The sequence below is a fragment of the Planococcus sp. S3-L1 genome (genome assembly GCF_030063085.1).
GTDB classification, from domain to species: Bacteria; Bacillota; Bacilli; order Bacillales_A; family Planococcaceae; genus Planococcus; species Planococcus kocurii.
In genome coordinates this window covers 96,155-118,240 of the sequence record NZ_JASISN010000004.1, presented here as the reverse complement: position 1 = coordinate 118,240, position 22,086 = coordinate 96,155, and the positions used below count along the sequence as shown (strand labels likewise).

Sequence of the window (22,086 nt, the reverse complement as noted above, 5' to 3'; positions counted from 1 at the left end):
CAGGTCTATAGTCAACCGCTGTGGCATACTCGTCTTTAATCATTCCACTCCTCCATTTGTTCTTCTTCTGCAACAACGCGGAGGTCATCGCCAGTTATCGTTAGTATTTCATAATCTGCTGTCTCTGCGTAACGTTCGGCTTCTTTTTTTATGAATTTTGGAGAACCATCAGTTTCTTCATCATAGACGATTAAAATGCCATCAGAATTGCGCAGGAAAAATTTGTTTTTCTCTATAAATTGCCAAGGCGCCTCGTAAGGTTTACTAGTTAAGCTGCGATGGAAGTCGGCGCTGTCGATGATCGTTCGGTAGTTTTCTTGCTTAGTTTCGTTCCATCTTTTTTCTTGATCGATAAACGGTGTTAACAACGCATATTTTAATTGAGGAAATTCTTCTTTCAACTCAAGAACGACTTCTGCAGCCCAAGTTTCGATACCAAGCTGACCACTTAAAATAATCCATTCGAGCCCTTCGTCAAGTAACACACGGAATCTGTTTTCTAGCGCTTTTTTAATAAAGCGAATACCGGGATTCTTTTCGTCAAATATTCCTAGTTCGTGCTGTTTGTAACCAGTGACGACTAATCGCTTCAACAATTTTTTCACTCCCTTTAAAAGATTTGAAATTTTAGTCTACATGAAAGAAGAAGGATTGAATACTCAAGCCGTTTGTAAGTGACAACGGCAAGTACTTACTGATGATCCGAATTACTGTAATAGTTAATTTACTTGAGTGTGAGTATGATAAAATACAGTCCATACAGAAAAATTCAATCATTAAGAGAGGAAGTGAACAAGGTGGTTAGCTTAGATGACGTAAAAAAAGCACATGAGGAGATAAACGATATTATCCATAAAACTCCGATTTTAACATCATCACTTTTAAACGTCCGTTGTGACAGAGAAGTTTATTTAAAAGCAGAGCATCTCCAAAAAACGGGTTCTTTCAAAATAAGAGGAGCTGCCAATGCAGTCAAGCAAGCAATGGCAGAAGGAGCGTGCTTTATCACAGCAGCGTCGTCAGGGAATCATGGGCAAGCAGTTGCCTATGTTGCTAATCAGCTGGGCATACCCGCAGTGATTGTCGTACCAGAAGATGCGAATCGTGCCAAAGTCTCAGCTATTAAAGCATACGGTGCAGAAGTTGAATATTGCGGGTTAACATCCGCTGATCGAATACCAAGAGCTAAGCAACGTGCAAAAGAAAATAATGGAGTATATATACCCCCGTATGATCATCCTGCTGTTATCGCTGGGCAAGGCACTGTTGCACTTGAAATTTTACAACAAGTAATGGAAGTTGACGTTATTGTTGTACCAGTAGGAGGAGGGGGCTTGATGGCTGGTGTTCTTTGTGCGGTCAAGAACATGAAGCCGACAGTTCGAGTGGTAGGTGTCGAACCTGAATCAGCAAATGATACATTTTTATCACTTCGACAAGGAGAAATTACCGCAATTTCCGAAACTTCAACTATCGCTGACGGACTGCGTACTTTACAACCGGGTGATTTAACCTTTCCTATTTTGAAAGAGCATTTGGATGATTCCGTTCTGGTTACAGAAGCTGAGATAGTAGAAACTCTTCAATTTTTGATGGAACGTACAAAGCAACTTGTCGAACCATCAGGAGCCGCTGCACTCGCTGCTGTCATGTCTGGGAAAGTAGGGGGCAAAAATGACAAGGTTGCGGTCATTTTGTCTGGTGGGAATATCGATCTTCATCAAATTTCGAATATGTTAGAAAGTTGAATGGTTGGATGCGGGTCGAGTAACAAACTAAAAGTTACGATGTTCGGCGAATAGATGAAGGCAGCGACAAACACGAGCAAAAAAAATAGTGAACATCTAATGAAAATGAAAAGCTGGGTCTGTCCTATAAGCTTCTTGCATAAAACAGCCGGAGAAAAAGGGTTCTTTTTCTCCGGCTGTTTTTTTGACTGACACCGAGCATATAGAAAGCAGCTGACGGCAATGAAAACGGCAACTTTCGAGGAAGCGTACGTCGCAATGAACATCAGTTTGTTCTGTAGCATGCAAAAGGAGCTGCACTTAAAAAGTCATTGTTCATGCTCTCTTGGGATAACCTTTCTACATACTATGAAATCCTTTCTTGCAATACAAAATGAGAAGCGGTAACATAAATTTTAAGTATTCTGAACATACCGACTAGTTAGTATAGGGTCGATCAGCAGTTAGGAGGATGACAAATGAGTGTAATGGCGTTATTTAAGCTAGATGGTAAGACGGCAATTGTGACAGGAGGTGGCCGAGGTCTTGGGGCTATGATGGCAGAAGCTTTTGCTGAGGCAGGAGCTAACGTTGTCTTGTGTTCGCGAAAAGTAGAGGCCTGTCAGGAAATAGCAGACAAACTAGCAAAGATGGGAGTCGCTACATTAGCATTGGCCTGTGATGTCACCAATGAGTCTGATGTAGAAAACCTTGTGCAACAAACACTAGAAACGTTTGGTTCGATAGATATTTTGGTCAATAATTCGGGAGCCACGTGGGGGGCACCTGTTGTTGACATGCCGATAGATGCCTGGAAAAAAGTGATAGATGTAAATGTTACGGGCACATTCCTGATGAGTCGTGAAGTCGGAAAAGCGATGATCCAACAAAAGAGCGGAAAAATTATCAATATCTCATCAGTTGCCGGATTGGGTGGAATTGATCCAACGTTAATGGATACGATTGGCTACAACACCAGTAAAGGCGCCGTCATTACTTTCACGAAAGATTTGGCTGCAAAGTGGGGACAGCATAATATCAATGTTAATGCGATTGCCCCTGGATTTTTCCCAACCAAAATGTCAAAAGCAGTGATGGATAAAGGTCGGGAAGGGTTATTATCCAGAACGCCTTTAAATCGCTTTGGGACAGAACAAGACTTAAAAGGGACTGCTGTATTTTTAGCATCGAAGGCATCTGATTATATCACCGGAGATGTCGTAATCGTTGACGGAGGTATGCATGTGCTGTGAGCTGTAGGAAAAAGAATGGTGGTAGATAATCATGAAAAATGACATTAAACAAAAAAGCATTCTTCTGTTTGAAAAAAAGGGTTTTAGTGATACATCTATACAAGATATTGTCGAAACTCTAGGCGTAACTAAAGGGACCTTCTACTATTATTTCACGAGCAAGGAACAATTGTTGATGGATATTCACGTAAGTTATATTGATGATTTACTAGAACGTCAGGAAACAGTTCGTCTAAATCAGCTCAGCAACCGTAAAAAGCTAGAAGAGCTTATCGCGTTACTAATTATAGATATCGCAAATCATGGACCGAGTGGCAAAGTATTCTTCAGAGAAATGCGCCATCTTTGTGAAGACAATGCACGAGAGGTAAAAAGAAAGCGTGAAAAATTCCGAAAAAACTTGGAAGCTATCATAAGTGAAGGCATTGCTCAAAATGAATTTAAGAAAGAGCTTGAGCCCGGTATAATTGCTTTTGCCATTTTAGGTGTTACTAATTGGAGTTATCAATGGTTTAATCCATCTGGAGAAATTTCAGCAGATCGGCTGGCACGTGTATACAGTGATTTAATTTTTAATGGCATTGTTTAATAGATGAAGGAGGAAATAGAAATGGTATATGAAATTCCAGTGAAGACACGGTTTTGCGAAACAGATGCATTGGGACATATTAATAATGTTAGTTATTTCATATACCTAGAAGAAGCGCGGACTGATTTTTTTGCGGAACTTGGCTTTGGACGCGACCTCAATAACTGGAAGATTATTCTTGCCTCAATTTCTTGTGATTTTGTTAGTCAAGGCTATTACAATCAAAAGTTAATCGTTCAAACAGAAGTTAGTAAAATTGGGAATTCAAGCTTCCAGCTAGTACATAAAATCAAAGATGCAGAGAGTGGCAAACTGATTGCAAAAGGGCAAGCAAATGCCGTCCATTTTAACTTTGATACACAAAAAAGCGAAGGCTTACCTGAAGAAAAACGCCAGCAACTTGAAAAGTATTTGATCAAGGAGGAAAGCCACCGTGGAAACTAAAACCTCAACATATAAAGGGGCAGCTTTTCTTTATCAATCCTCTGAATACTTTTTCACACCGGAAGACTTTACTGATGAACATAAATTGATTGCTAAAACGGCTACTCGCTTTCTAGAAAAAGAAGTACGGCCAAATAATGATGAAATCGAAAAACAGAATTTTGGCTTGGTCAAAATACTGTTTAAAAAAGCTGGCGAACTGGGTTTGCTCGGTCATAGTGTTCCAGAAGCTTACGAGGGGCTAGGTCTAGACAAAATAAGCAAAGGACTAGTTGGTGAATCGCTTGGTTCAGCAGGAGGCTATGGCGTAGCGCATTCTAATCATACATGTATCGCCACTTTGCCAATTACCTATTTTGGAACAGCAGAGCAAAAAGAGCGGTACTTGCCAAAACTCGCTTCTGGTGAATTGATCGGTGCGTATTGTCTGACTGAACCCGGGGCAGGGTCGGATGCTCTTTCTGCAAAAACCACTGCTAAACTCGATGAGGCAAAGACTCATTACCTATTAAATGGAACGAAAATGTTCATCACAAACGCGGATTTTTCAGATACCTTTATCGTTTATGCACAAGTAGATGGCACAGCGTTTACGGCATTTATCGTTGAAAAAGACTACCCCGGGTTATCTCTCGGACCTGAAGAGCAGAAAATGGGCATCAAAGGTTCTTCTACGCGTGCAGTCATTTTTGAAGATTGTCGAGTACCAGTAGAAAATCTACTTGGTGAAATCGGCAAAGGCCACATGATCGCTTTGAATGTCTTGAATTTGGGACGCTTCAATTTGGGTTCTGCCTGCATGGGCGCAGCAAAATACGGACTAGAGTTGGCACTGAAATATACCAAAGCACGTCACCAGTTTGGTAAAGCGATTGCTGAATTTACAGCTACGCAAGAAAAAATAGCGAATATGGCATTACGTATTTATGCTTCTGAATCGTTGCAATATCGGACAGCGGGGTACTTAGAAGACGCGCTTGGTAATCTTTATGAATCACAAGATCATGGCGTAATTGCTAAACAGTTAATGGAATATGCAGTCGAGTGTGCAGTGTGTAAAGTATATGGCTCGGAAACGCTTGACTTTGTTGCGGACGAAGCACTTCAATTGCACGGGGGATATGGCTATATTAAAGAATACAAAATAGAGCAATTGTACCGAGATTCACGAATCAACCGAATTTTTGAAGGTACAAATGAAGTGAACCGCTTGTTGATACCTGGAAATTTGTTGAAGTTGGCAGCGAAAGGGGAAGTACCGCTTTCCCAACTGGTGGCTTCAACTATTGAAGAAATGGGGTCGCCTCTAAAAATAGCAGATGGCCCTATTTCTCGGGAAATAGAAAGCGTAGAGGCGATACGCCGCATCTTCTTGTTTTGCATAGGAATTGCGTATCAAGCATATGGCAGTCGACTGAGCGAGGAACAAGAAATTCTGATGATGTTGGCCGATATCGCAATTGCTTTATATGCTTTGGAATCGGCAGTGATTCGAACCGCGAAAGCAATAGCAACAGATAAGGAACAGCTATCTGCACAGAAACTGCCATTGGTGCAGGCGTTGAGTGGGGATGCATTGCTAGAAGTAGAAATGAATGCGCGCAAATTGCTGCAATATGCTTCTCCAGAAGATCAATTGGTTCGTAATACTACCGCTGTGACCAATGAATTGAGTCGACTACAGCGGGGTGGCTTGAATAAGATTAAACGTCAAATAGCACAAAATGTATTGAGTACAGATCGCTATATTTGTTAGGGGGGGCTTTAAGATGAAAGTTATCAAATTTGAAGAATATGGTGGGCCAGATGTTTTGCAATGGGTTGAAGCTGAAAAACCAGATCCAAGTGTTAGAGAAGTGGTTATTGAAGTAAAAGCGATTGGTGTTAACTATGCAGACACGGCAAGACGTGAAGGAAAGTATGTGGTACCAACAGAATTGCCTTACATTCCTGGATCCGAAGTAGCAGGTGTAATTGTTGAACTTGGAGAAAATGTATCACAGTTTAAGGTAGGTGATCGCGTCGTCGCACTTATCGGCTCCGCAGGGTATGCCGAATACGCTGCAGTTGATGAAAGTGTTTTAACAAGAGTTCCTGAAGGTGTAGGTTTTGAGCAAGCGGTCGCCTTGCCGCTTCAAGGATTGAGTGCTTATCATATATTGAAAACTATGGGGCGTCTTGAAAAAGGAGAAACTGTATTGATCCATGCTGCTGCAGGTGGTGTTGGTGCAATCGCGGTGCAATTAGCAAAGATTTTTGGTGCAGGAAAAATTATTGCGACAGCTAGCACTGAAGAAAAGCTATTTCATGCACAAAAAATGGGAGCAACCCATCTAGTTAACTACACAGAAGAAGGCTGGGTAGATAAAATAAAAGCTATCACGGACGGTAAAGGTGTCGACTTAGCACTCGAAATGGTTGGTGGTGAAGTATTTAATAAAACCGTGAAATGTCTTGCTCCATTTGGCAGGCTAGTCATTTTTGGAGCAGCCAGTGGAGAACAAGCTTCATTTAATCCAGGTCAATTAATGCGTAAAAATCAATCTGTTATCGGCTTTTTCTTACCACAGATTATGCGCAACCCTGAATTGATTCAAAAAAGTTTTAGTGAACTATTAGCTTATATGAAGACTGGTGAATTGATTTTAACGATTGGTGGAACTTATCCACTTGCTGAAGCTGCCAAAGCGCATTATTCGCTGCAAGGACGGAAAACCATTGGGAAATTGGTTCTCAAGCCATGACATAGTAACTGTCTGTAACATGTTTCAATCCCATCCCCATGCTTGAGAAGCTCGGAGTTAAACTGATTTGAATTGAATTGTCCTTTTGGTTAAATCGTGTACATCGCTTTTTAGCGGAACATGGTGAGAGTTGGACAGTTTTCGGTGCAGGTTTAAACAATGACCTAACGTGGAGGTTGTTGGAATCTGAATTAGCGAACAAAAATGTCATCGATATACTGTTGACTTGCTACCATCCTTATCCTTTTGGTTATGCAAGAGGGTTGGCACATTTGGAATATCTACGGTACAAAAGAATGTACGCGCAAAATAATTCATGAGATTTGGCAACATGAAAAAAGTATAGACAAGGAGTGAGAAAATGAAAATATTAATTGTTGGAGCAGGTGCAATTGGTGGATATTTTGGTGGTCGTTTAGTAGAAAAAGGAGAAGACGTTACGTTTCTTGTAAGAGCAAACAAAAAAGAAATATTGGAGAAAACAGGTTTAAACATTCGAAGCAAAAATGGAGATTTACAATTTTCACCGAAGTTAATTACTAAAAGTGATAATAGCAAGCCGTTTGATGTTGTGCTCATTTCTACTAAATCCTATCAGCTTACGACTGCAATTGAAGATGTTCAGCCATTCGTCGGTCCAGAAACCATGATTCTGCCTTTGCTAAATGGGATTGCTCACTTACAGATACTAATTCGAGCATTCGGAGAAGAAAAAGTTCTTGGAGGCTTGTGTTTTGTCGAATCGACTTTGTCGGACGACGGCACAATTGTCCAGACCAGTCCTGTCCATCAATTGGTTTACGGGGAACGAACAGGTCAACAGACAGAACGGATTGGCAAATTAGAGTTGGCCTTTAAAGGAACCAGAGCAGAGTTCGTTAAGAGCGATGACATCAATCAAGATATGTGGCATAAATATTTGTTCATCACAGCGATGTCTGGCATTACATCAATGATGGAGACGTCTATCGGACCTATACGAGATCTTGAAACAGGACAACACGTTATCCGTGTGTTTTTGGAAGAACTTGTAGCTATTATGGAAAAAATAGGTGCACCAATCGCACCAGCAATTGCTGAAACACAATTCCAACGGATTAATGATATGTCAGCGGAAATGAAGTCCTCCATGCAACGTGATATTGAGAAAATGCAGCCTACGGAAGCCGAACATTTGCAAGGTTACTTACTTGGTAAAGCTAAAGAAGTGCAGCTTTCTGTTCCTATTCTTGAAATTATTTTTACAAAATTAATGCTGTACGAACAAAGACAAGCTGTTCAATAGTTTCAAGAAACATTGCTCAGGCTAATCGTTTGCAACTTCCTATCTGAATAAATGACAATAGTTTTTCTGTAATTACTGTTACAACGTATATACTGTCGGAGTGATTTCTTTGTTTCCAATTCTAGGTGGGTGAGAGAGAGGGAAGTTCTTAATACACGTATACAGTTGTAGCATTTGTGAAATAAAAGAAATATTTGTCAGAACATTTACATTCTTTTGACAATCATCTATGATTGCCATACAAGCGATTTTTTAGCGTTTGTAAAAAAAGAAAAGGAGTTGGATTCATGAATGCTATTGCACTTGCTGCTATCGGAATTTTCATCTTTATACTAGGTTATCGCTTTTATTCCAAATTTATAGCAGAAAAGATTTTCAAACTTGATCCGAACTATGTTACTCCTGCACATCGCTTTAAAGATGGCGTCGATTTTGTTCCGACCAACAAATTTGTTTTATGGGGGCATCATTTTACTTCTGTTGCTGGAGCTGCACCGATTTTAGGACCAGCTATTGCTGTTTATTGGGGATGGCTACCGGCAGTGTTATGGGTAGTTTTCGGTACAGTCTTTGCGGCAGGTGTTCACGATTTCGGGACATTGGTTTTATCAGTTCGAAACAAAGGACAATCAGTCGGAACACTTGCACACCGGTTGATTGGTCAACGAGGAAAAGTTTTGTTCTTGTTTATCATTTTAATTTTAGTGCTAATGGTCAACGCAGTATTTGCTTGGGTTATTGCTAAACTATTTATCTCATATCCAGCTAGCGTTGTACCAGTATTTATTCAGATTCCTTTGGCTGTTTGGATTGGTCATGCTGTTTATAAGAAAAATAAGAAAATGCTTATTCCCTCGTTGTTTGCTTTGGCAGTTATGTATATAACCGCTATCGCCGCCAGCCAAATAAGCTTTCTTCAAATTGATCTTGTTCAATACATGGGTGGAGAAAATGGCACTGGAATATTCGGTCTCGATCCGATTTCCACCGCATTCTTTATTTGGATTATTGTTTTGATGATCTATGTTTATATTGCTTCTACTCTACCGGTTTGGAAACTACTTCAGCCGCGTGATTTTATCAACTCTCACCAATTGATCGTTGGGCTTGGTATTCTTTATCTTGGTTTGTTATTTACGAACCCTAAAATCACAGCACCGATGACCAATCCAGATGCCGATATCTCCTGGTTTCCGTTGTTGTTCATCACGATTGCCTGTGGTGCAATTTCAGGATTTCATGGACTGGTTTCTTCCGGAACTTCTTCAAAACAGTTGGATAAAGAAACAGACGCCCGCTTTGTCGGTTATTTAGGGGCAATTGGAGAAGGGATTTTGGCATTGATTTCCATCATTGCTGTTATTACATTATTCCCCGACCGTGAATCGTTCTTTGCAACTTATAGCAGTTTCCAAGCATCTAATGGAGCTGGTTTAGGGGCCTTTATCGAAGGTGCTACCAATTTAGCTCAAGGATTGCTGATTCCACCGGAAATCGCTTCAACAATTGTTTCGATTATTGTTGTTTCATTTGCTGCAACAACTTTGGATACTTCGGTTCGTTTAATGCGTTACATCATTTCGGAATTAGGTGTCGAATACAAAATTCCATCTCTTGAGAAAAAACACGTCGCGACGACACTTGCCGTTGGAGCAAGTGCAGCACTAGTGTTGCTTCCTGAAGGACCAAACGGATTTGGGTCAGGTGGTTACTTGTTGTGGCCATTGTTCGGAACAGCCAATCAGTTACTCGCGGGTATTAGTTTATTGTTAATTTCCATATGGCTTAAGAAGCTCGGGCGAAATTACATGATCACTATCATCCCAATGATTTTCCTTATGTTTATGACGCTTTGGGCGATGTTCCAGCAAGTGTTTTTGCAGTGGGCGTGGTATGCAGAGCAGCCAAGTATGCTGTTGTTCATATTTGGAGCTATCATCTTCGTCTTTACGTTATGGATTATCCTAACCGCTGTCCAAGCATTATTGAATAAAACAGATCCAGGTTTCTCAGAAGAAGAATAAAATGAAGAATGGCCAAGGGATCATGCATGTTGTGATCCCTTGTATTTTTAGTAGAGAGAGGTGCTACTATGTTGGTGTTCGATAAATTAAAACAATTGATCGCTTTCTATGAAGCTGTCCTTGAATTGCCGCATCGCACTGAAATTGCACGTGAACTTCGAGATGAAGATGATCTCTTTCTTCTAATGCTCTACTCGGAGATGCTCGGCATTCCCAATCCAGTTTATTACTACACATTGGAATTGTATCCGTACATGATTGAAGAGTTCCATGATTGGCATCTGCGGATGGGAATGGATAAATCACCGTTAACCGGCATTCGTTGCTGTTAGGGTTATAAGGAATGAGGGAGTAGGATGGATGTGCTATCAAAAAACATCATTTTTGTTGGAGGAAAAGGTGGCGTTGGAAAATCGACATCTGCCGCAGCCATTGCCTGGAGATCAGCCAAAGAAGGCAATAAAACTTTATTGATTTCAACAGATCCAGCACACAATGTGGGCGATATTTTTAATGAGAACATTGGCGGTAAAACAAAAGCAATTGCCGACAATCTCTACGCGCTGGAAATTGATCCTGAAATTGAAACGGATAACTACATTAAAACAGTAAAAGCCAATATTAAAGGTACGGTTCACTCCAGTATGATGGAGGAAGTGAACCGACAATTGGATACGGCGAAAGCTTCTCCAGGTGCAGATGAAGCAGCATTGTTCGATAAACTAATTCATATTATTTTAGAAGAACGACAAAACTTCGACAAATTGGTGTTCGATACAGCTCCGACTGGTCATACTATCCGGCTTTTGACTTTGCCTGAGTTGATGGGTGTTTGGATTGACGGGTTACTTGAAAAACGGCGTAAGACGAACGAAAACTATACACAGTTGCTAAATGATGGTGAACCTCGTGAAGATCCTATTTATGACGTGTTGAGAGAACGACAAGAGCGTTTTTCTAAAGCACGGGATCTCTTACTAGATGAAAAAGAAACAGGATTCATCTTCGTCTTAAATCCAGAACGGCTGCCTATTCTGGAAACCAAAAAAGCATTGGATTTATTGCATCAATATCATCTTCATGTAAAAACGTTGATTATCAATAAAATTCTGCCAGAAGAGGCAGATGGTAAATTTTTAATGGAAAGAAAAAAACACGAGAAAAAGTATTTACAGCAGATCGAAGAAACTTTTCCAAAACAAAAATTGGTGCAAGTGCCGCTTTTTTCACAAGATATTATTAGTAAGACACAGTTGGAGTTGTTTAGTGAGTATTTTCAGAAAGGATGAACAAAATGAAAGCATTTGTAATGGAATCTGGAGAATGGAAACTAAAAGATATGCCAGAACCGCTAGCGAAGTCAGAAGAAGTGGTCGTATCGCTAAAAGCAGCAGGCATCAATCGGAGAGACTTGGGCTTAATCAAGCGTTATGGTGACAATCCTGAGGCAATGATCGTCGGCTCTGATGGGGCAGGTATAGTAGAGTCAGTGGGCGAAGATGTCATCGACTTTGCTGCTGGAGACGAGGTCATCATTAATCCTGCACTGCGCTGGTATACCAATAGCGAAGGCCCACCCGTAGAGTTTGATATTTTAGGGATGCCTGATCACGGAACATTTGCAGAGAAAATTACTGTGTCAGCCGAACAGCTAGAGAAAAAACCTCATTACTTAAGCTGGGAAGAAGCAGGAAGTTTAGCTTTGCCGGCATTGACGGGCTACCGTGCGTTATTTACAAAAGGGCAAGTGAAAAAAGGCGAGACCTTATTTATTCCAGGTGCTGGGAGTGGCGTTGCAACGTTTTTAATTCAATTCGCTAAAAATATTGGAGCTAGAGTAATCGTGACTTCCCGCAGTGAAGAAAAGCGTCAGCACGCCCAGAAAATTGGTGCCGATCGAACTATTGCGACTGACAGCGATTGGGTAGAAGAAATGGCAGATGAAACAATTGATTTGGTCATAGACAGCGTAGGAGGGGCTACTTTTAATCGGTCACTCGACATTTTGAAAAAAGGTGGACGCATTGTTATTTTCGGAGCCACTACAGAAGATACGGTCGATTTTAATCTTCGTCAGTTTTTTTATGGACAATATCAATTGTTTGGCTCGACGATGGGAAGTCGTGAAGAATTACGTGATATGCTCGAGCATATGGAATCTTACAATATGCGACCAGTCGTTGATAAAACTTATTCGTTAGACCAAGCGCAAGAAGCATTTGATTATTTAGCGTCTGGCAATCAGTTTGGCAAAGTCGTTTTGAAAATAAGCGAATAAATAACGAAACTTTTTGATCAGTCAATCGTATACAAAGGATAAGAAAGATTTGACTGGAGGTTTACGCAATGGAGAACACAGGATTAAAAATACTTGTCCATGCTAGTGCGTTTTTTGCACCATTTCTCGTTCCGGTAATTGTTTTTCTCATTTCACAAGACAAAGAAGTGAAGAAGTTGTCTATTCAGGCACTGCTATTTCAACTTGTTTTAGGTGTACTGATTTCCATCTCGATTTTTTTGATTGTTTTCTTGATCGGCATTCCAATGCTAATTGTCTTTGGACTGATGGGCATCATTATTCCAATCATGGGAATTCTCAAAGCGCTAAACAACGAGTATTTCGACTATCCGATAGTCGGAAGTTGGTATCGATAAAAAAAGTCCCCCTTTGAGGGGACTTTTTTTATTCAAGAATATACGTTAACGCTTTAATTGCCTGGTCACAGGTTTCAACCGTGGCATGTGCTTTTCGTGACAATTCTTTTAATGGATGATGTAATTTTTCTGGACGAATGAGAATGACTGGCTTGCCCGAAGCAAGTGCTGTACTGGCATCCATTGCTGTATTCCATTGTTTGTACTGTTCACCGAAAAGTGCAATGACCAAATCGGCTTTGTGCATCAAGACACTCGTGCGCAAGTTATTAAAGCTAGAAGCAGCGTGGTCTTTGGCGACAGCGTTAGGCTGTTCGCCAAGAATAGCCTCGCCAATATTATCCGAACGTTCATGAAGTTCCATTGGACCTACAAAATCAATTGGCAAATCCAACGTAGCTGCCTTTTTTTTGATTTCCTCGCGCCAAGCGCTATGAATTTCTCCAGCAAGATAAACAGTTATTCTCATCATGTCACCCTCCAAAAGATATTTCTTTCAGTGTATCATACTGGCAGAAATTATATAATTTGGCGTTCTCTATGGATAACAGGCATCACTGAAAGCACATTATCTATTTTGAAAGTGCGTTTTTTGTAGCGAAGAAAGCAATAGGCTTGAAACGAGTCGCCACTAATTTTTAAAATTTTGATACGGCGTTTGCTAATGGTGCCATCATTTGCCATGTACATCATATCGATCAGCTGCTGGTAGTTAAAAGCTTTCAAAATTTGTGCTTTCATGAGTAACCCTCCTTATAATAAGAACGTTTGTTCTTATTATAAAACATCGGCACAGTTAAAACAAGTAGGTAGTATCGTGTATAATAGAACGAACATATATTCTTTTGTGAAACGAGAAAGGGGTAATTTGATGAAGTTTTTTCACACTGCCGATTGGCATTTAGGAAAGTTAGTGCAAGGAATTTACATGACAGAAGAACAGCAGTTTGTGCTGGAGCAATTCATAGATGCTATAAAAAAAGAGCAACCTGACGCTATTATTATTGCGGGAGATCTTTATGATCGTGCGGTTCCGCCAACTGATGCTGTTAATTTACTAGATGAACTACTGGCGGAAATTGTGTTGGAACTAAAGACACCCGTTTTGGCAGTAGGCGGCAACCATGACAGTCCAGGAAGATTGAATTTTGGTAGCCGATTGATGAAGATGAACGAAATTCATCTCGCTGGCCATGTCCACAAAAATCATCAAGCCACTGTCTTGAACGACCAGTTTGGAGAAGTTCATTTTCATTTAGTGCCTTATGCAGATCCCTCTATGGTCCGCTACGAGTTTGAAGATGATACCATCCGTACGCATAATGACGCGATGAAGGCTATTACAGAAAATATTAAAGCTACATACGATTCGCAAGCTCGGCATGTGTTTGTGGGGCATGCATTTGTGACGCCTCATGGTGAACAAGAAGAAAACACCAGTGACTCTGAACGGCCGCTATCAATTGGCGGGGCGGAGCATGTAGATGCAAGCCATTTTGAAGGATTCCATTACACAGCGCTTGGTCATCTTCATAAAGCACATTATGTGCTGAATGACACCATTCGTTACTCAGGATCCCCTTTAAAATATTCGATTTCAGAAGAGCATCATAAAAAAGGTTTCCATGTTGTTGAAATGGATGGACAAGGTGAAGTGTCAGTAGCTAAGCGGTTATTTAATCCAAGACGTGATATGCGTACGGTTGAAGGCACTATTGATGAAATTTTGCACCATGAAATGAGCGAGGATTTTGTTTTCGTGACTTTATTGGACGAAGCGCCTGTATTATTTCCGATGGAAAAAGTACGTTCCGTGTATCCGAATGCTATGCATGTGGAACGAAAGAATTTTTCTGGGAGTCTGTTACAAAGTGATACAGAATCGCGCCGAAAGATGGATTCATTGTCTTTGTTCCATAATTTTTACGAGGAAGTAAAAGGCGAAAAAGCGAAAGCTGAAACGATTGATATTTTTAAAGAGGTATTGCAAGAGTTTCTGCATGAAGAACCTGCCAAAATAGAAGAGGTGAAGTCATGAGACCTTTAAAGCTAAAGATGACGGCATTCGGTCCTTATAAAAATACAGAAGAAATTGATTTTGCTGATTTGCAGGGCAATCAGCTATTCGTCATTTCAGGTAGCACAGGTTCAGGCAAGACGACCATTTTTGATGGCATTTGTTTTGCTTTATACGGTTCTGCTAGTGGTTCGGACCGCAGCGAGTCACGCATATTAAGAAGTGATTTTGCAGATGACACGACCCACACTTGTATTGAAATGGAATTTGAAATACACGGCAAAATCTATCGTATTTTGCGTCAAATGGGTCACGTGAAAAAAGGCAATAAAAGCGCAACGGGCGAACGTTATGAATTCTTTGAACGCATTGACGGAGTTGAAAAGCCTTGTGTTGAGCGGCAAATTGTTTCGGAAATAAATCGACGTGTTGAGGAAATTATTGGACTGACACAAAATCAATTTAGTCAAATTGTTATGTTGCCACAAGGTGAATTTCGTAAATTACTAACTTCTGAAACAGATAATAAAGAAGAGATTTTACGTAAAATATTCAAGACAGAGCCATATAAATTGATCAGTGAACGGCTCAAACAAAAAAAAGATGCCGCTGTTAAAGTTTTCGAACGTGAGCAACATGACTTGAATATCCATCTCCAACGCATCACGTCGTCATTGCCAAAACGAGATTCTGAACTGTTCGACGTATTAAATCGAGAACACAAGAATGTTCATCAAGTGTTGTCAGGGCTGGAGAAAGAAACTAGCTTTTACAAAGAAAAAATCAATGCGGATGAACAGCATTATCAAAGTGTCTATAAACAGCATGGTGACAAAATGAATGCTTATCACGAGGCAAAAATGTGGAATGATCGCTTTGAAGAACTGAATACGAAAAAAGTACAGCTTGAGCGGCTGCAACAGCAGCAAGCAGAATATACAGAAAAAGAAGCAACTTTACAATCGGCCGAACGTGCCAGTTATATTGCAGGCATTGAAAACTTGTTTCATGAATTAAGTGCTGATGAAACGAAGAAAAAAGTAGAGTTAGTAGATTCAATCCGCCAGCAAGAACAGGCACAACAAACAAAGCTTTCTGCTGAAAAGCAGTTTATTGCACAACAAGAACTTCAAGGTGAACGGGACAAGCTACGTGAGCAAATTAGTGATTTGGAAAAACTATGGCCGGCCATTCAAGAGCTAGAAAAGAAAAAAGGAAACCTAGTCAGCCTTGAGAAAGAATTACAGCAGTCAGAACTCCATTTAAAGCACGCTGAAAAAGAGTTCACTGTTCAGAAAAACGAAAAGCAAGACTTAGATGAAAAAATTACTAAATTAGAAGTTTCTCTGGAAACAGCTGATGAAACGCAGCAACAGCTAATGGCAGTCACGGAGAAGGCTAAGTTAACGGCTGAGTTCATTTTACTGAAACAGCAAAAACAGCAGCAGCAAGTTGTTCAAGAAGCGAAAAAGACAGACTTTGAACAAGTAGAGCTTTCTTACCGCCAACTAGAATCGCGATGGTTTACCAATCAAGCGCATATTTTAGCCGCTCAATTGCATGACGGAGAGGCTTGTCCTGTTTGTGGAAGTTTAGACCATCCGGGTATGGACTTGAAAACAGAAGAACAACCTGTATCCAAAGAACAAGTGGAGATGGCAAAATTCGATTTTGACTTAGTGGATACGGAATACCGCAATGGATCAGCAAAATTGTTTGCTTTGCAAGAGCAACTGGAAAATAAACAGATAGAACTCACAAACGTAAACCTGAATGCCCAGCAGGCTGAAGTGCAGTCGCGTCAGCTGGAACAAACAAAGCGTCAGTTAACAGAGCAAATGACAGAGCAGCAGGCCGCCAAACTAGATGTGCGGAAGTGGAAAGAACAACTGGCTAATTGTTCCCGTAAAATAGAAGAACTGGAGCGGAATAGCCGTGGATTGGTTGAAGAGGTGCAGAAAAAGCAATCTTCTTATTTTGCAGCTAAAGCTGTTTTTGAAAACGAACTGGCTGCGGTTCCAGAAAATTTACGAGAGCTCTCTGTTTTAGAACAGCAGTTGCAGCAAGTTTCTTCACGCAAGCAGCAGTTGGAACAAAGCTGGACTAGCGCTCAAGAGCAGTTCCAAAAGTCGAAAGAAAAGCTAGCTAGTACGTTGGTTTCCGTCAATCACGCTAAAGACGTAGCAGAAGAAATAGCGCAAAAAAGAGAAAAAGCGCAACAACAGTTTACGGAAGCTTTAACGAAATCATCCTTTGATTCGGAAGCAGCGTATCAGCAGGCAAAAATATCAGACACCGCATTTACAACATTGAAAAAAGAGATTCTTGAATTCAATCAAACCCGTCATACTTTATCGCAACAAGTGAACGAGCTTAACGAAAAGCTTGCGACTCAGAGTTTCAAAGATTTGAGTCAAGCACAGGAAGAGTTGGTTGAACTGAAAGATGCGTACGAGCAAGCACTTGCAGAACGCAATCGATCACGCGATTTCGAAAAAATCGGGTTAGAGTTAATCGAGCGTATTCATGGGGTGATTGAAAGTGCACTTGTAGCCGAACAGAATTTGAATCGAATTGCTGATTTGCATGACATGATTCGCGGACAGAACGGCTTAAAGATTTCATTTGAACGTTATTTGCAAATCGAATATTTGGAGCAAATTATCTTGTCGGCCAACGAACGGCTGAAAAATTTATCCAATGGTCAATTTCATTTGATTCGCAGTGACCGTCAAGAATCCCGTGGCAAACAAAGTGGATTGGGTCTAGACGTTTACGATGCTTACACAGGACAGACGCGTGATGTGAAAACCATGTCGGGTGGAGAAAAATTCAACGCCTCATTATGTTTAGCACTCGGAATGGCGGACGTCATTCAAAGTTTCCAAGGCAATGTCTCAATTGACACAATGTTTATCGACGAAGGCTTTGGTTCACTCGATGAAGAATCGCTTAATAAATCAATTGAAACCTTGATTGACTTGCAAAAATCAGGACGAATGATTGGTGTTATCTCACATGTGCAAGAACTGAAAGCTGCGATTCCGGCTATACTGGAAGTCAAAAAATCAAAAGAAGGACATAGCCGCACAAAATTTCTTATCAAATAAGATCGGTTACGAAGGATTCGAGCGTTTAGTACACTCCAAAAAAGTGAATGCTAGAGATAAGAGCGTAATGTGTAAAATAGTGAAACCAAAGGGGTTTACAATATGAAAAACTTTAGTTTTAAAGCGCGAATGGTTTATTTTGGAGCAATTACTTTAATCAGTCTGGCTTTCTTTGCATTGCAGTTATTTGCTGTAGTGCAAGGGTCTGATGGAATAGGGTCCATTACTCTGGTGATTTTGTGGGCATTAATGGCATTATTTGGCTTGGCTGGCATCGGTTTTGCCTTGAAAAACCGTCAGAAAAACTGACGGTTTTTTATGTGTGCAGCAAGTACAATGGTATAGAAATTTTGAAGGAAAATAGAGTCGTGATGACGTATAGTAAAGCTAGAGCATTATGAGGGAAAGTACAGGGGGTTACGTGATGGGAAAAAAATTAATGCCACAAGAAGTTATCGATTTAATCGATTCCAAAGCAGATTTGATCGTTCCAATTGCTAATGGAGAGCCAATTCGCTTACTAGATATATTAGAGGAAAATGCAGAGCAATTGGATGGGGTAAGAATCCATCAAATGTTGGCATTGCGTTCACGCTCGTACATCCAAGGTGACATCGAGCAATTGCGGCATGTTTCGTATTTTTTGAGTGGTGCTACACGAAAAGTCTACCAGCAGGCAAAAATGGAACTTGTTCCGAACAACTTCCATGAAGTGCCGCGTTTGCTTCGGAAAACTACTAAAATGTCGATGATTTTAACAGTTGCTTCACCAATGGATGAACACGGCTATTTTACATTAGGAACTCAGGCTGATTATATTGCTGAGTTTATTGGTAAAGTGCCGTTTATCTTAGAAGTGAACGATCAAATGCCGCGTACATTTGGTCGCAACCAAATTCACATCAGCCAAATCGCAGGCTATGTAGAGCATCATGCAGCTCTTTCAGAAGAAAAAGTGATGGAAGTAAGCGATAAAGATTTGTTGATTGCATCTTCCATCATTCAAGATATTCAAGATGGGGATACTTTGCAAATCGGAATCGGGTCTGTTCCTAATGCTGTTATTAGTATGCTAAAAGATCATCGGCATTTGGGAATTCACACAGAAATGCTACCAGATGGTGTAGCAAAGCTGGTAGCTGCGGGTGCGGTAGATGGAACACGGAAATTTACGAATCCAGGAAAAATTGTAGCTACTTTTGCTTTTGGTTCTAAAAACTTATATGATTTTATCGATAATAATCCAGCAGTTGAATTTTTGCCGGTAAGTGTTGTTAATGATCCTAGAGAAATTGCTAAAGAAAAAAATATTGTATCGATAAACTCGACAACAGAAGTGGATTTGTTCGGTCAGTGTGCGTCTGAAACAGTAGGCGGCAAGTATTACTCGTCAAGTGGTGGCCAAGTAGATTTTGCTCGCGGCGTTCGATTTGCTGAAAATGGTAAGGGGTATATTTGCATGCCATCGACCGCGAAAGACGATACATTATCACGTATTAAGCTACAACTTGCTCCCGGATCGGTTGTCACTACGGGAAAAAATGATGTAGATCATATTGTTACAGAGTATGGGGTAGCTCGTCTGCATGGTGTTTCCATCTCAGAGCGGGCAAGGCGCTTAGCGGCAATTGCTCATCCTAAGTTTCGAGAAGAATTATTGTTCGACGCGAAAAAACATGGATTTTTAATTTAATAGAAGCAAAAAGCCGTTTTCTTTTGAAGACGGCTTTTTGTTCGTTTAGCGAAATGCTTTTTCTTTACTAGTCTATAGAAAGAGCATATACTTACCTAAGTAAGTAGTTCGGGGGATGAAAATGATGAGAAAATTACTGTTCCATGAAATTCATCAAAAAGCTCGTTTATCGGTGAAAGAAGTAAATGATACGTTGAGAGAATTTGAATTATATAGCTCGCAGTGGTCTATCTTGTTTTGCCTTAAACAGTTTGGTTCAATGACGCAAAAAGAAATTTGGCAATACTTAAATGTTGAAGCACCGACTGTTACGAGGACGATTGTACGTTTGGAAGAAAGTGGATGGATATTGAGGAGAGAAGGCAAAGACAAGCGCGAGCGAATTGTTCAACTTTCACCTTTTGCTGAACAAAAGATGTCAGAAATAGCAGAACGAATCGGGCAAACCGAGAAAACTTTAGTTTCGGGTCTTTCCGATAAAGAACAAGACCAGCTAATTCTTCTGTTGAAAAAAATAGGAACGAATAATTCTGGTGAAAAGGATGTAAACAATGAGTGAAAAACGACCAATTTGGACGAGAAGCTTTATTAACATTTCTGTAAGCACATTTTTTATATTTGTCGTTTTTTACGCGCTACTCACCTATACACCGCTATATGTATTGAATGATTTAGGGGGTACAGCAACAGACGGAGGACTAGCAGTAACTGTGTTCTTACTATCTGCAATTATCATGCGCTTTTTTGCAGGCATGATTCTAGAGAAATTCGGGAAAAAACGAATCTTGATGATTTCGCTTTTCTTTTTTGCTGTGAGTACTGTGCTGTATATATTTGTTGGTAGCTTTACTGTGCTTTTGTGGCTCCGCTTTTTTCATGGTATTTGGTTTAGCTTACTGACCACTGTAGCAGGGGCAATCGCTGCAGACATTATTCCGCCAGAGCGGCGTGGTGAAGGGTTAGGTTATTACGGTATCGCTATGAATCTTGCTGTTGTGGTTGGTCCTTTTATTGCGTTGACTTTACAGCAATATGCATCAGCACAAACAGTTTTCACGACGTTAGCAGTAATTATGATTATCGGGTTCTTTTGTGCAGTAGTCGTTAAAGTGGATGAAACACCGTTCGTAAAACAAGAAAAATCTAAGCTATCGATAGATGATTTTTTAGAGAAAAAAACGGTACCCATTGCGACAGTTGGATTTTTAATTTCGTTTGCGTATGCGAGCATCATTACATTTATTTCGATTTATGCTGAATCACTTGGACTTCTCAAAGCTGCCAGTTTTTTCTTTGTTGTTTACGCAATTTCAATGTTAATTGTTCGTCCGATTTCCGGGCGGCTATTCGACACTAGTGGACCAAAAGTTGTCATTATCCCATCTATCATCATCTTCGGAATCGGACTCATTTCACTAAGTTTTACGGAGAGTTCTTGGATGTTGTTACTATCAGGGGCGCTCATCGGTCTTGGATACGGAACCTTGCTTCCAAGTTTCCAAAGTTTAGCCATCCAAGCTGCAGATAAACACCGTAGCGGATATGCAACAGGAACGTTCTTTGCTTTTTATGATAGCGGAATCGCAGTTGGATCTGTACTGCTCGGATTAATCGCAGGAATTGCAGGGTATTCAAATCTCTACTTAATGCTCGGTCTTTTTGTAATCCTTGTTGTTTTTTACTATATGTGGATTGAATCGAAACAAGAAAAGCAGGAAAACTAAGAAAGCAGCTGTCTATAATACTTTAAAATACAACAGATGGAGAAAAAGAGTCTTTTTTTCTCCATCTGTTTTTAGGTTGGTTTTAGTTGTTGCATTTTACAATACGTAAAAATAAACAGACAAGAAATGAAAAAGGCTGCCGAAGAGAATAAAAAGATGGAAAATCTCGTGAAAACCTAAGTATTTAGACGATAGAAAATTGGGTTTTATTGCGTAAATAACACCACCGACTGTATAAGAAACACCACCGGCAACAAGCAAAAGCAACCCGGTTAAAGAAAGGCTGTCTGCCAAGGGAACGACAGCGAAAATGATGATCCAGCCCATAGCGATGTAAATCGCCGTGGAGAGCCATCTCGGAGAATGAAACCAAACCATTTTAAAGAAAATTCCGCTGAGCCCTAAAATAGTGACAAGTGAAAATAAGGTCCAGCCAAGTGTTCCGCCAAGAGCGATTAAACAAAAGGGTGCGTAGGAACCTGCAATTAAAGCGAAAATCATCGAGTGATCGAGTTTTCGCAAAAACGCAATAATATAAGGCTGTGATAGAGCTGAATGATAAATGGTAGAAGCTGTATACAACAAAATTAAGCTGATGCCGAAAATAGAAACAGCTATTACGTGCAAAACAGGTTCATTGGCATAAGCAGTTTTAATAACCATTGCCAAAAGTGCAACTAATGATAAAATAGCTCCTGCTAAATGGGATAAGGCATTAAACGGTTCTCGGATATATACGGACATATGGAATAGCTCCTCGCTCTATGTAGTTATTTAAACTACTTATAACGATACTCGCATTATTAAAGGGAGTCAAGTTT

The 22,086-nt window shown here is 40.3% G+C and carries 22 protein-coding genes; 18 read left to right on the top strand and 4 right to left on the bottom strand.

Going from position 1 to position 22,086, the window contains the following annotated elements; all coding sequences use genetic code 11:
* Positions 1-35: 35 nt before the first annotated feature.
* Complete coding sequence (locus QMF37_RS06050; RefSeq protein ID WP_071153441.1) at positions 36-596, bottom strand: SLOG family protein; 561 nt, start codon at positions 594-596, stop codon at positions 36-38.
* 201 nt (positions 597-797) lie between these two features.
* Here QMF37_RS06050 and QMF37_RS06045 point away from each other — a divergent pair, with 201 nt between their 5' ends.
* From QMF37_RS06045 to QMF37_RS05990, 12 genes are all read left to right on the top strand, one after another.
* Entirely contained in the window at positions 798-1,748 is a 951-nt protein-coding gene (locus QMF37_RS06045) for a threonine ammonia-lyase (RefSeq protein WP_071153442.1), read from the top strand.
* A gap of 458 nt (positions 1,749-2,206) precedes the next feature.
* Positions 2,207-2,980, top strand: coding sequence for an SDR family oxidoreductase (locus QMF37_RS06040; protein ID WP_078080084.1), 774 nt, complete (start codon positions 2,207-2,209; stop codon positions 2,978-2,980).
* Positions 2,981-3,011: 31 nt separating this feature from the next.
* A complete protein-coding gene (locus tag QMF37_RS06035) occupies positions 3,012-3,569 on the top strand; it encodes a TetR/AcrR family transcriptional regulator (RefSeq protein ID WP_078080085.1) in 558 nt (185 codons plus the stop codon).
* Positions 3,570-3,590: 21 nt separating this feature from the next.
* Entirely contained in the window at positions 3,591-4,013 is a 423-nt protein-coding gene (locus tag QMF37_RS06030; RefSeq protein ID WP_071153443.1) for an acyl-CoA thioesterase, read from the top strand.
* The gene (locus tag QMF37_RS06025; protein ID WP_078080086.1) at positions 4,003-5,769 is read left to right on the top strand and encodes an acyl-CoA dehydrogenase family protein; all 1,767 of its coding nucleotides are present in this window, start codon (positions 4,003-4,005) and stop codon (positions 5,767-5,769) included. The genes QMF37_RS06030 and QMF37_RS06025 overlap by 11 nt, the downstream gene beginning before the upstream one ends.
* 13 nt (positions 5,770-5,782) lie before the next feature.
* Positions 5,783-6,757 (top strand): quinone oxidoreductase family protein, encoded by a 975-nt coding sequence (locus QMF37_RS06020; protein ID WP_071153444.1) that lies wholly within the window; start codon positions 5,783-5,785, stop codon positions 6,755-6,757.
* Between the two features lie 361 nt (positions 6,758-7,118).
* Positions 7,119-8,042 carry a ketopantoate reductase family protein gene (locus tag QMF37_RS06015; RefSeq protein WP_283477225.1) on the top strand — a complete coding sequence of 308 codons (924 nt, stop codon included), beginning with the start codon at positions 7,119-7,121 and terminating at the stop codon, positions 8,040-8,042.
* Positions 8,043-8,329: 287 nt separating this feature from the next.
* A complete protein-coding gene (locus tag QMF37_RS06010) occupies positions 8,330-10,066 on the top strand; it encodes a carbon starvation CstA family protein (RefSeq protein ID WP_058386526.1) in 1,737 nt (578 codons plus the stop codon).
* A 68-nt stretch (positions 10,067-10,134) separates the two neighbouring features.
* Complete coding sequence (locus QMF37_RS06005; protein ID WP_006829350.1) at positions 10,135-10,398, top strand: cory-CC-star protein; 264 nt, start codon at positions 10,135-10,137, stop codon at positions 10,396-10,398.
* A gap of 24 nt (positions 10,399-10,422) precedes the next feature.
* Positions 10,423-11,355 (top strand): ArsA family ATPase, encoded by a 933-nt coding sequence (locus QMF37_RS06000; protein ID WP_071153446.1) that lies wholly within the window; start codon positions 10,423-10,425, stop codon positions 11,353-11,355.
* A gap of 5 nt (positions 11,356-11,360) precedes the next feature.
* Positions 11,361-12,344: a zinc-binding dehydrogenase gene (locus QMF37_RS05995; protein ID WP_078080087.1), complete on the top strand. Its 984-nt coding sequence runs from the start codon at positions 11,361-11,363 to the stop codon at positions 12,342-12,344.
* Positions 12,345-12,412: 68 nt separating this feature from the next.
* The gene (locus QMF37_RS05990) at positions 12,413-12,721 is read left to right on the top strand and encodes a magnetosome magnetite crystal formation protein family (protein ID WP_058386523.1); all 309 of its coding nucleotides are present in this window, start codon (positions 12,413-12,415) and stop codon (positions 12,719-12,721) included.
* Positions 12,722-12,749: 28 nt separating this feature from the next.
* Here the strand turns inward: QMF37_RS05990 and QMF37_RS05985 are convergent, their stop codons facing one another.
* Together QMF37_RS05985 and QMF37_RS05980 are read right to left on the bottom strand one after the other, a co-directional pair.
* Entirely contained in the window at positions 12,750-13,190 is a 441-nt protein-coding gene (locus QMF37_RS05985; protein WP_058386522.1) for a YtoQ family protein, read from the bottom strand.
* A 50-nt stretch (positions 13,191-13,240) separates the two neighbouring features.
* The gene (locus QMF37_RS05980; protein ID WP_058386521.1) at positions 13,241-13,462 is read right to left on the bottom strand and encodes a hypothetical protein; all 222 of its coding nucleotides are present in this window, start codon (positions 13,460-13,462) and stop codon (positions 13,241-13,243) included.
* Positions 13,463-13,592: 130 nt separating this feature from the next.
* Here QMF37_RS05980 and QMF37_RS05975 point away from each other — a divergent pair, with 130 nt between their 5' ends.
* The 6 genes from QMF37_RS05975 to QMF37_RS05950 all read left to right on the top strand — a co-directional run bounded on the left by QMF37_RS05975 (position 13,593) and on the right by QMF37_RS05950 (position 21,265).
* Positions 13,593-14,759: an exonuclease SbcCD subunit D gene (locus QMF37_RS05975; protein ID WP_283477218.1), complete on the top strand. Its 1,167-nt coding sequence runs from the start codon at positions 13,593-13,595 to the stop codon at positions 14,757-14,759.
* Positions 14,756-17,848, top strand: a complete 3,093-nt coding sequence (locus QMF37_RS05970; protein WP_283477216.1) for an SbcC/MukB-like Walker B domain-containing protein — start codon at positions 14,756-14,758, stop codon at positions 17,846-17,848. The genes QMF37_RS05975 and QMF37_RS05970 overlap by 4 nt, the downstream gene beginning before the upstream one ends.
* A 102-nt stretch (positions 17,849-17,950) precedes the next feature.
* Positions 17,951-18,157 carry a hypothetical protein gene (locus QMF37_RS05965; protein WP_058386518.1) on the top strand — a complete coding sequence of 69 codons (207 nt, stop codon included), beginning with the start codon at positions 17,951-17,953 and terminating at the stop codon, positions 18,155-18,157.
* 115 nt (positions 18,158-18,272) lie between these two features.
* Positions 18,273-19,541, top strand: a complete 1,269-nt coding sequence (locus QMF37_RS05960; RefSeq protein WP_071153448.1) for an acetyl-CoA hydrolase/transferase family protein — start codon at positions 18,273-18,275, stop codon at positions 19,539-19,541.
* Positions 19,542-19,656: 115 nt separating this feature from the next.
* Positions 19,657-20,100, top strand: a complete 444-nt coding sequence (locus QMF37_RS05955; protein ID WP_237150188.1) for a MarR family winged helix-turn-helix transcriptional regulator — start codon at positions 19,657-19,659, stop codon at positions 20,098-20,100.
* Positions 20,093-21,265 (top strand): MFS transporter, encoded by a 1,173-nt coding sequence (locus QMF37_RS05950; protein WP_071153450.1) that lies wholly within the window; start codon positions 20,093-20,095, stop codon positions 21,263-21,265. Before QMF37_RS05955 ends, QMF37_RS05950 begins: the two co-directional genes overlap by 8 nt.
* 96 nt (positions 21,266-21,361) lie before the next feature.
* Here the strand turns inward: QMF37_RS05950 and trhA are convergent, their stop codons facing one another.
* Positions 21,362-22,009 (bottom strand): PAQR family membrane homeostasis protein TrhA, encoded by a 648-nt coding sequence (trhA, locus tag QMF37_RS05945; RefSeq protein WP_071153451.1) that lies wholly within the window; start codon positions 22,007-22,009, stop codon positions 21,362-21,364.
* Positions 22,010-22,086 lie beyond the last annotated feature (77 nt).

What these genes read in the sequence shown, in the direction of transcription:
- QMF37_RS06040 (WP_078080084.1), top strand. Translation starts at nt 2,207, where the DNA reads ATGAGTGTAATGGCGTTATTTAAGCTAGATGGTAAGACGGCAATTGTG.
- QMF37_RS06035 (WP_078080085.1), top strand. Translation starts at nt 3,012, where the DNA reads ATGAAAAATGACATTAAACAAAAAAGCATTCTTCTGTTTGAAAAAAAG.
- QMF37_RS06030 (WP_071153443.1), top strand. Translation starts at nt 3,591, where the DNA reads ATGGTATATGAAATTCCAGTGAAGACACGGTTTTGCGAAACAGATGCA.
- QMF37_RS06020 (WP_071153444.1), top strand. Translation starts at nt 5,783, where the DNA reads ATGAAAGTTATCAAATTTGAAGAATATGGTGGGCCAGATGTTTTGCAA.
- QMF37_RS06015 (WP_283477225.1), top strand. Translation starts at nt 7,119, where the DNA reads ATGAAAATATTAATTGTTGGAGCAGGTGCAATTGGTGGATATTTTGGT.
- QMF37_RS06010 (WP_058386526.1), top strand. Translation starts at nt 8,330, where the DNA reads ATGAATGCTATTGCACTTGCTGCTATCGGAATTTTCATCTTTATACTA.
- QMF37_RS06005 (WP_006829350.1), top strand. Translation starts at nt 10,135, where the DNA reads ATGTTGGTGTTCGATAAATTAAAACAATTGATCGCTTTCTATGAAGCT.
- QMF37_RS06000 (WP_071153446.1), top strand. Translation starts at nt 10,423, where the DNA reads ATGGATGTGCTATCAAAAAACATCATTTTTGTTGGAGGAAAAGGTGGC.
- QMF37_RS05995 (WP_078080087.1), top strand. Translation starts at nt 11,361, where the DNA reads ATGAAAGCATTTGTAATGGAATCTGGAGAATGGAAACTAAAAGATATG.
- QMF37_RS05990 (WP_058386523.1), top strand. Translation starts at nt 12,413, where the DNA reads ATGGAGAACACAGGATTAAAAATACTTGTCCATGCTAGTGCGTTTTTT.
- QMF37_RS05985 (WP_058386522.1), bottom strand. Translation starts at nt 13,190, where the DNA reads ATGAGAATAACTGTTTATCTTGCTGGAGAAATTCATAGCGCTTGGCGC.
- QMF37_RS05980 (WP_058386521.1), bottom strand. Translation starts at nt 13,462, where the DNA reads ATGAAAGCACAAATTTTGAAAGCTTTTAACTACCAGCAGCTGATCGAT.
- QMF37_RS05975 (WP_283477218.1), top strand. Translation starts at nt 13,593, where the DNA reads ATGAAGTTTTTTCACACTGCCGATTGGCATTTAGGAAAGTTAGTGCAA.
- QMF37_RS05970 (WP_283477216.1), top strand. Translation starts at nt 14,756, where the DNA reads ATGAGACCTTTAAAGCTAAAGATGACGGCATTCGGTCCTTATAAAAAT.
- QMF37_RS05965 (WP_058386518.1), top strand. Translation starts at nt 17,951, where the DNA reads ATGAAAAACTTTAGTTTTAAAGCGCGAATGGTTTATTTTGGAGCAATT.
- QMF37_RS05960 (WP_071153448.1), top strand. Translation starts at nt 18,273, where the DNA reads ATGGGAAAAAAATTAATGCCACAAGAAGTTATCGATTTAATCGATTCC.
- QMF37_RS05955 (WP_237150188.1), top strand. Translation starts at nt 19,657, where the DNA reads ATGAAAATGATGAGAAAATTACTGTTCCATGAAATTCATCAAAAAGCT.
- QMF37_RS05950 (WP_071153450.1), top strand. Translation starts at nt 20,093, where the DNA reads ATGAGTGAAAAACGACCAATTTGGACGAGAAGCTTTATTAACATTTCT.
- trhA (WP_071153451.1), bottom strand. Translation starts at nt 22,009, where the DNA reads ATGTCCGTATATATCCGAGAACCGTTTAATGCCTTATCCCATTTAGCA.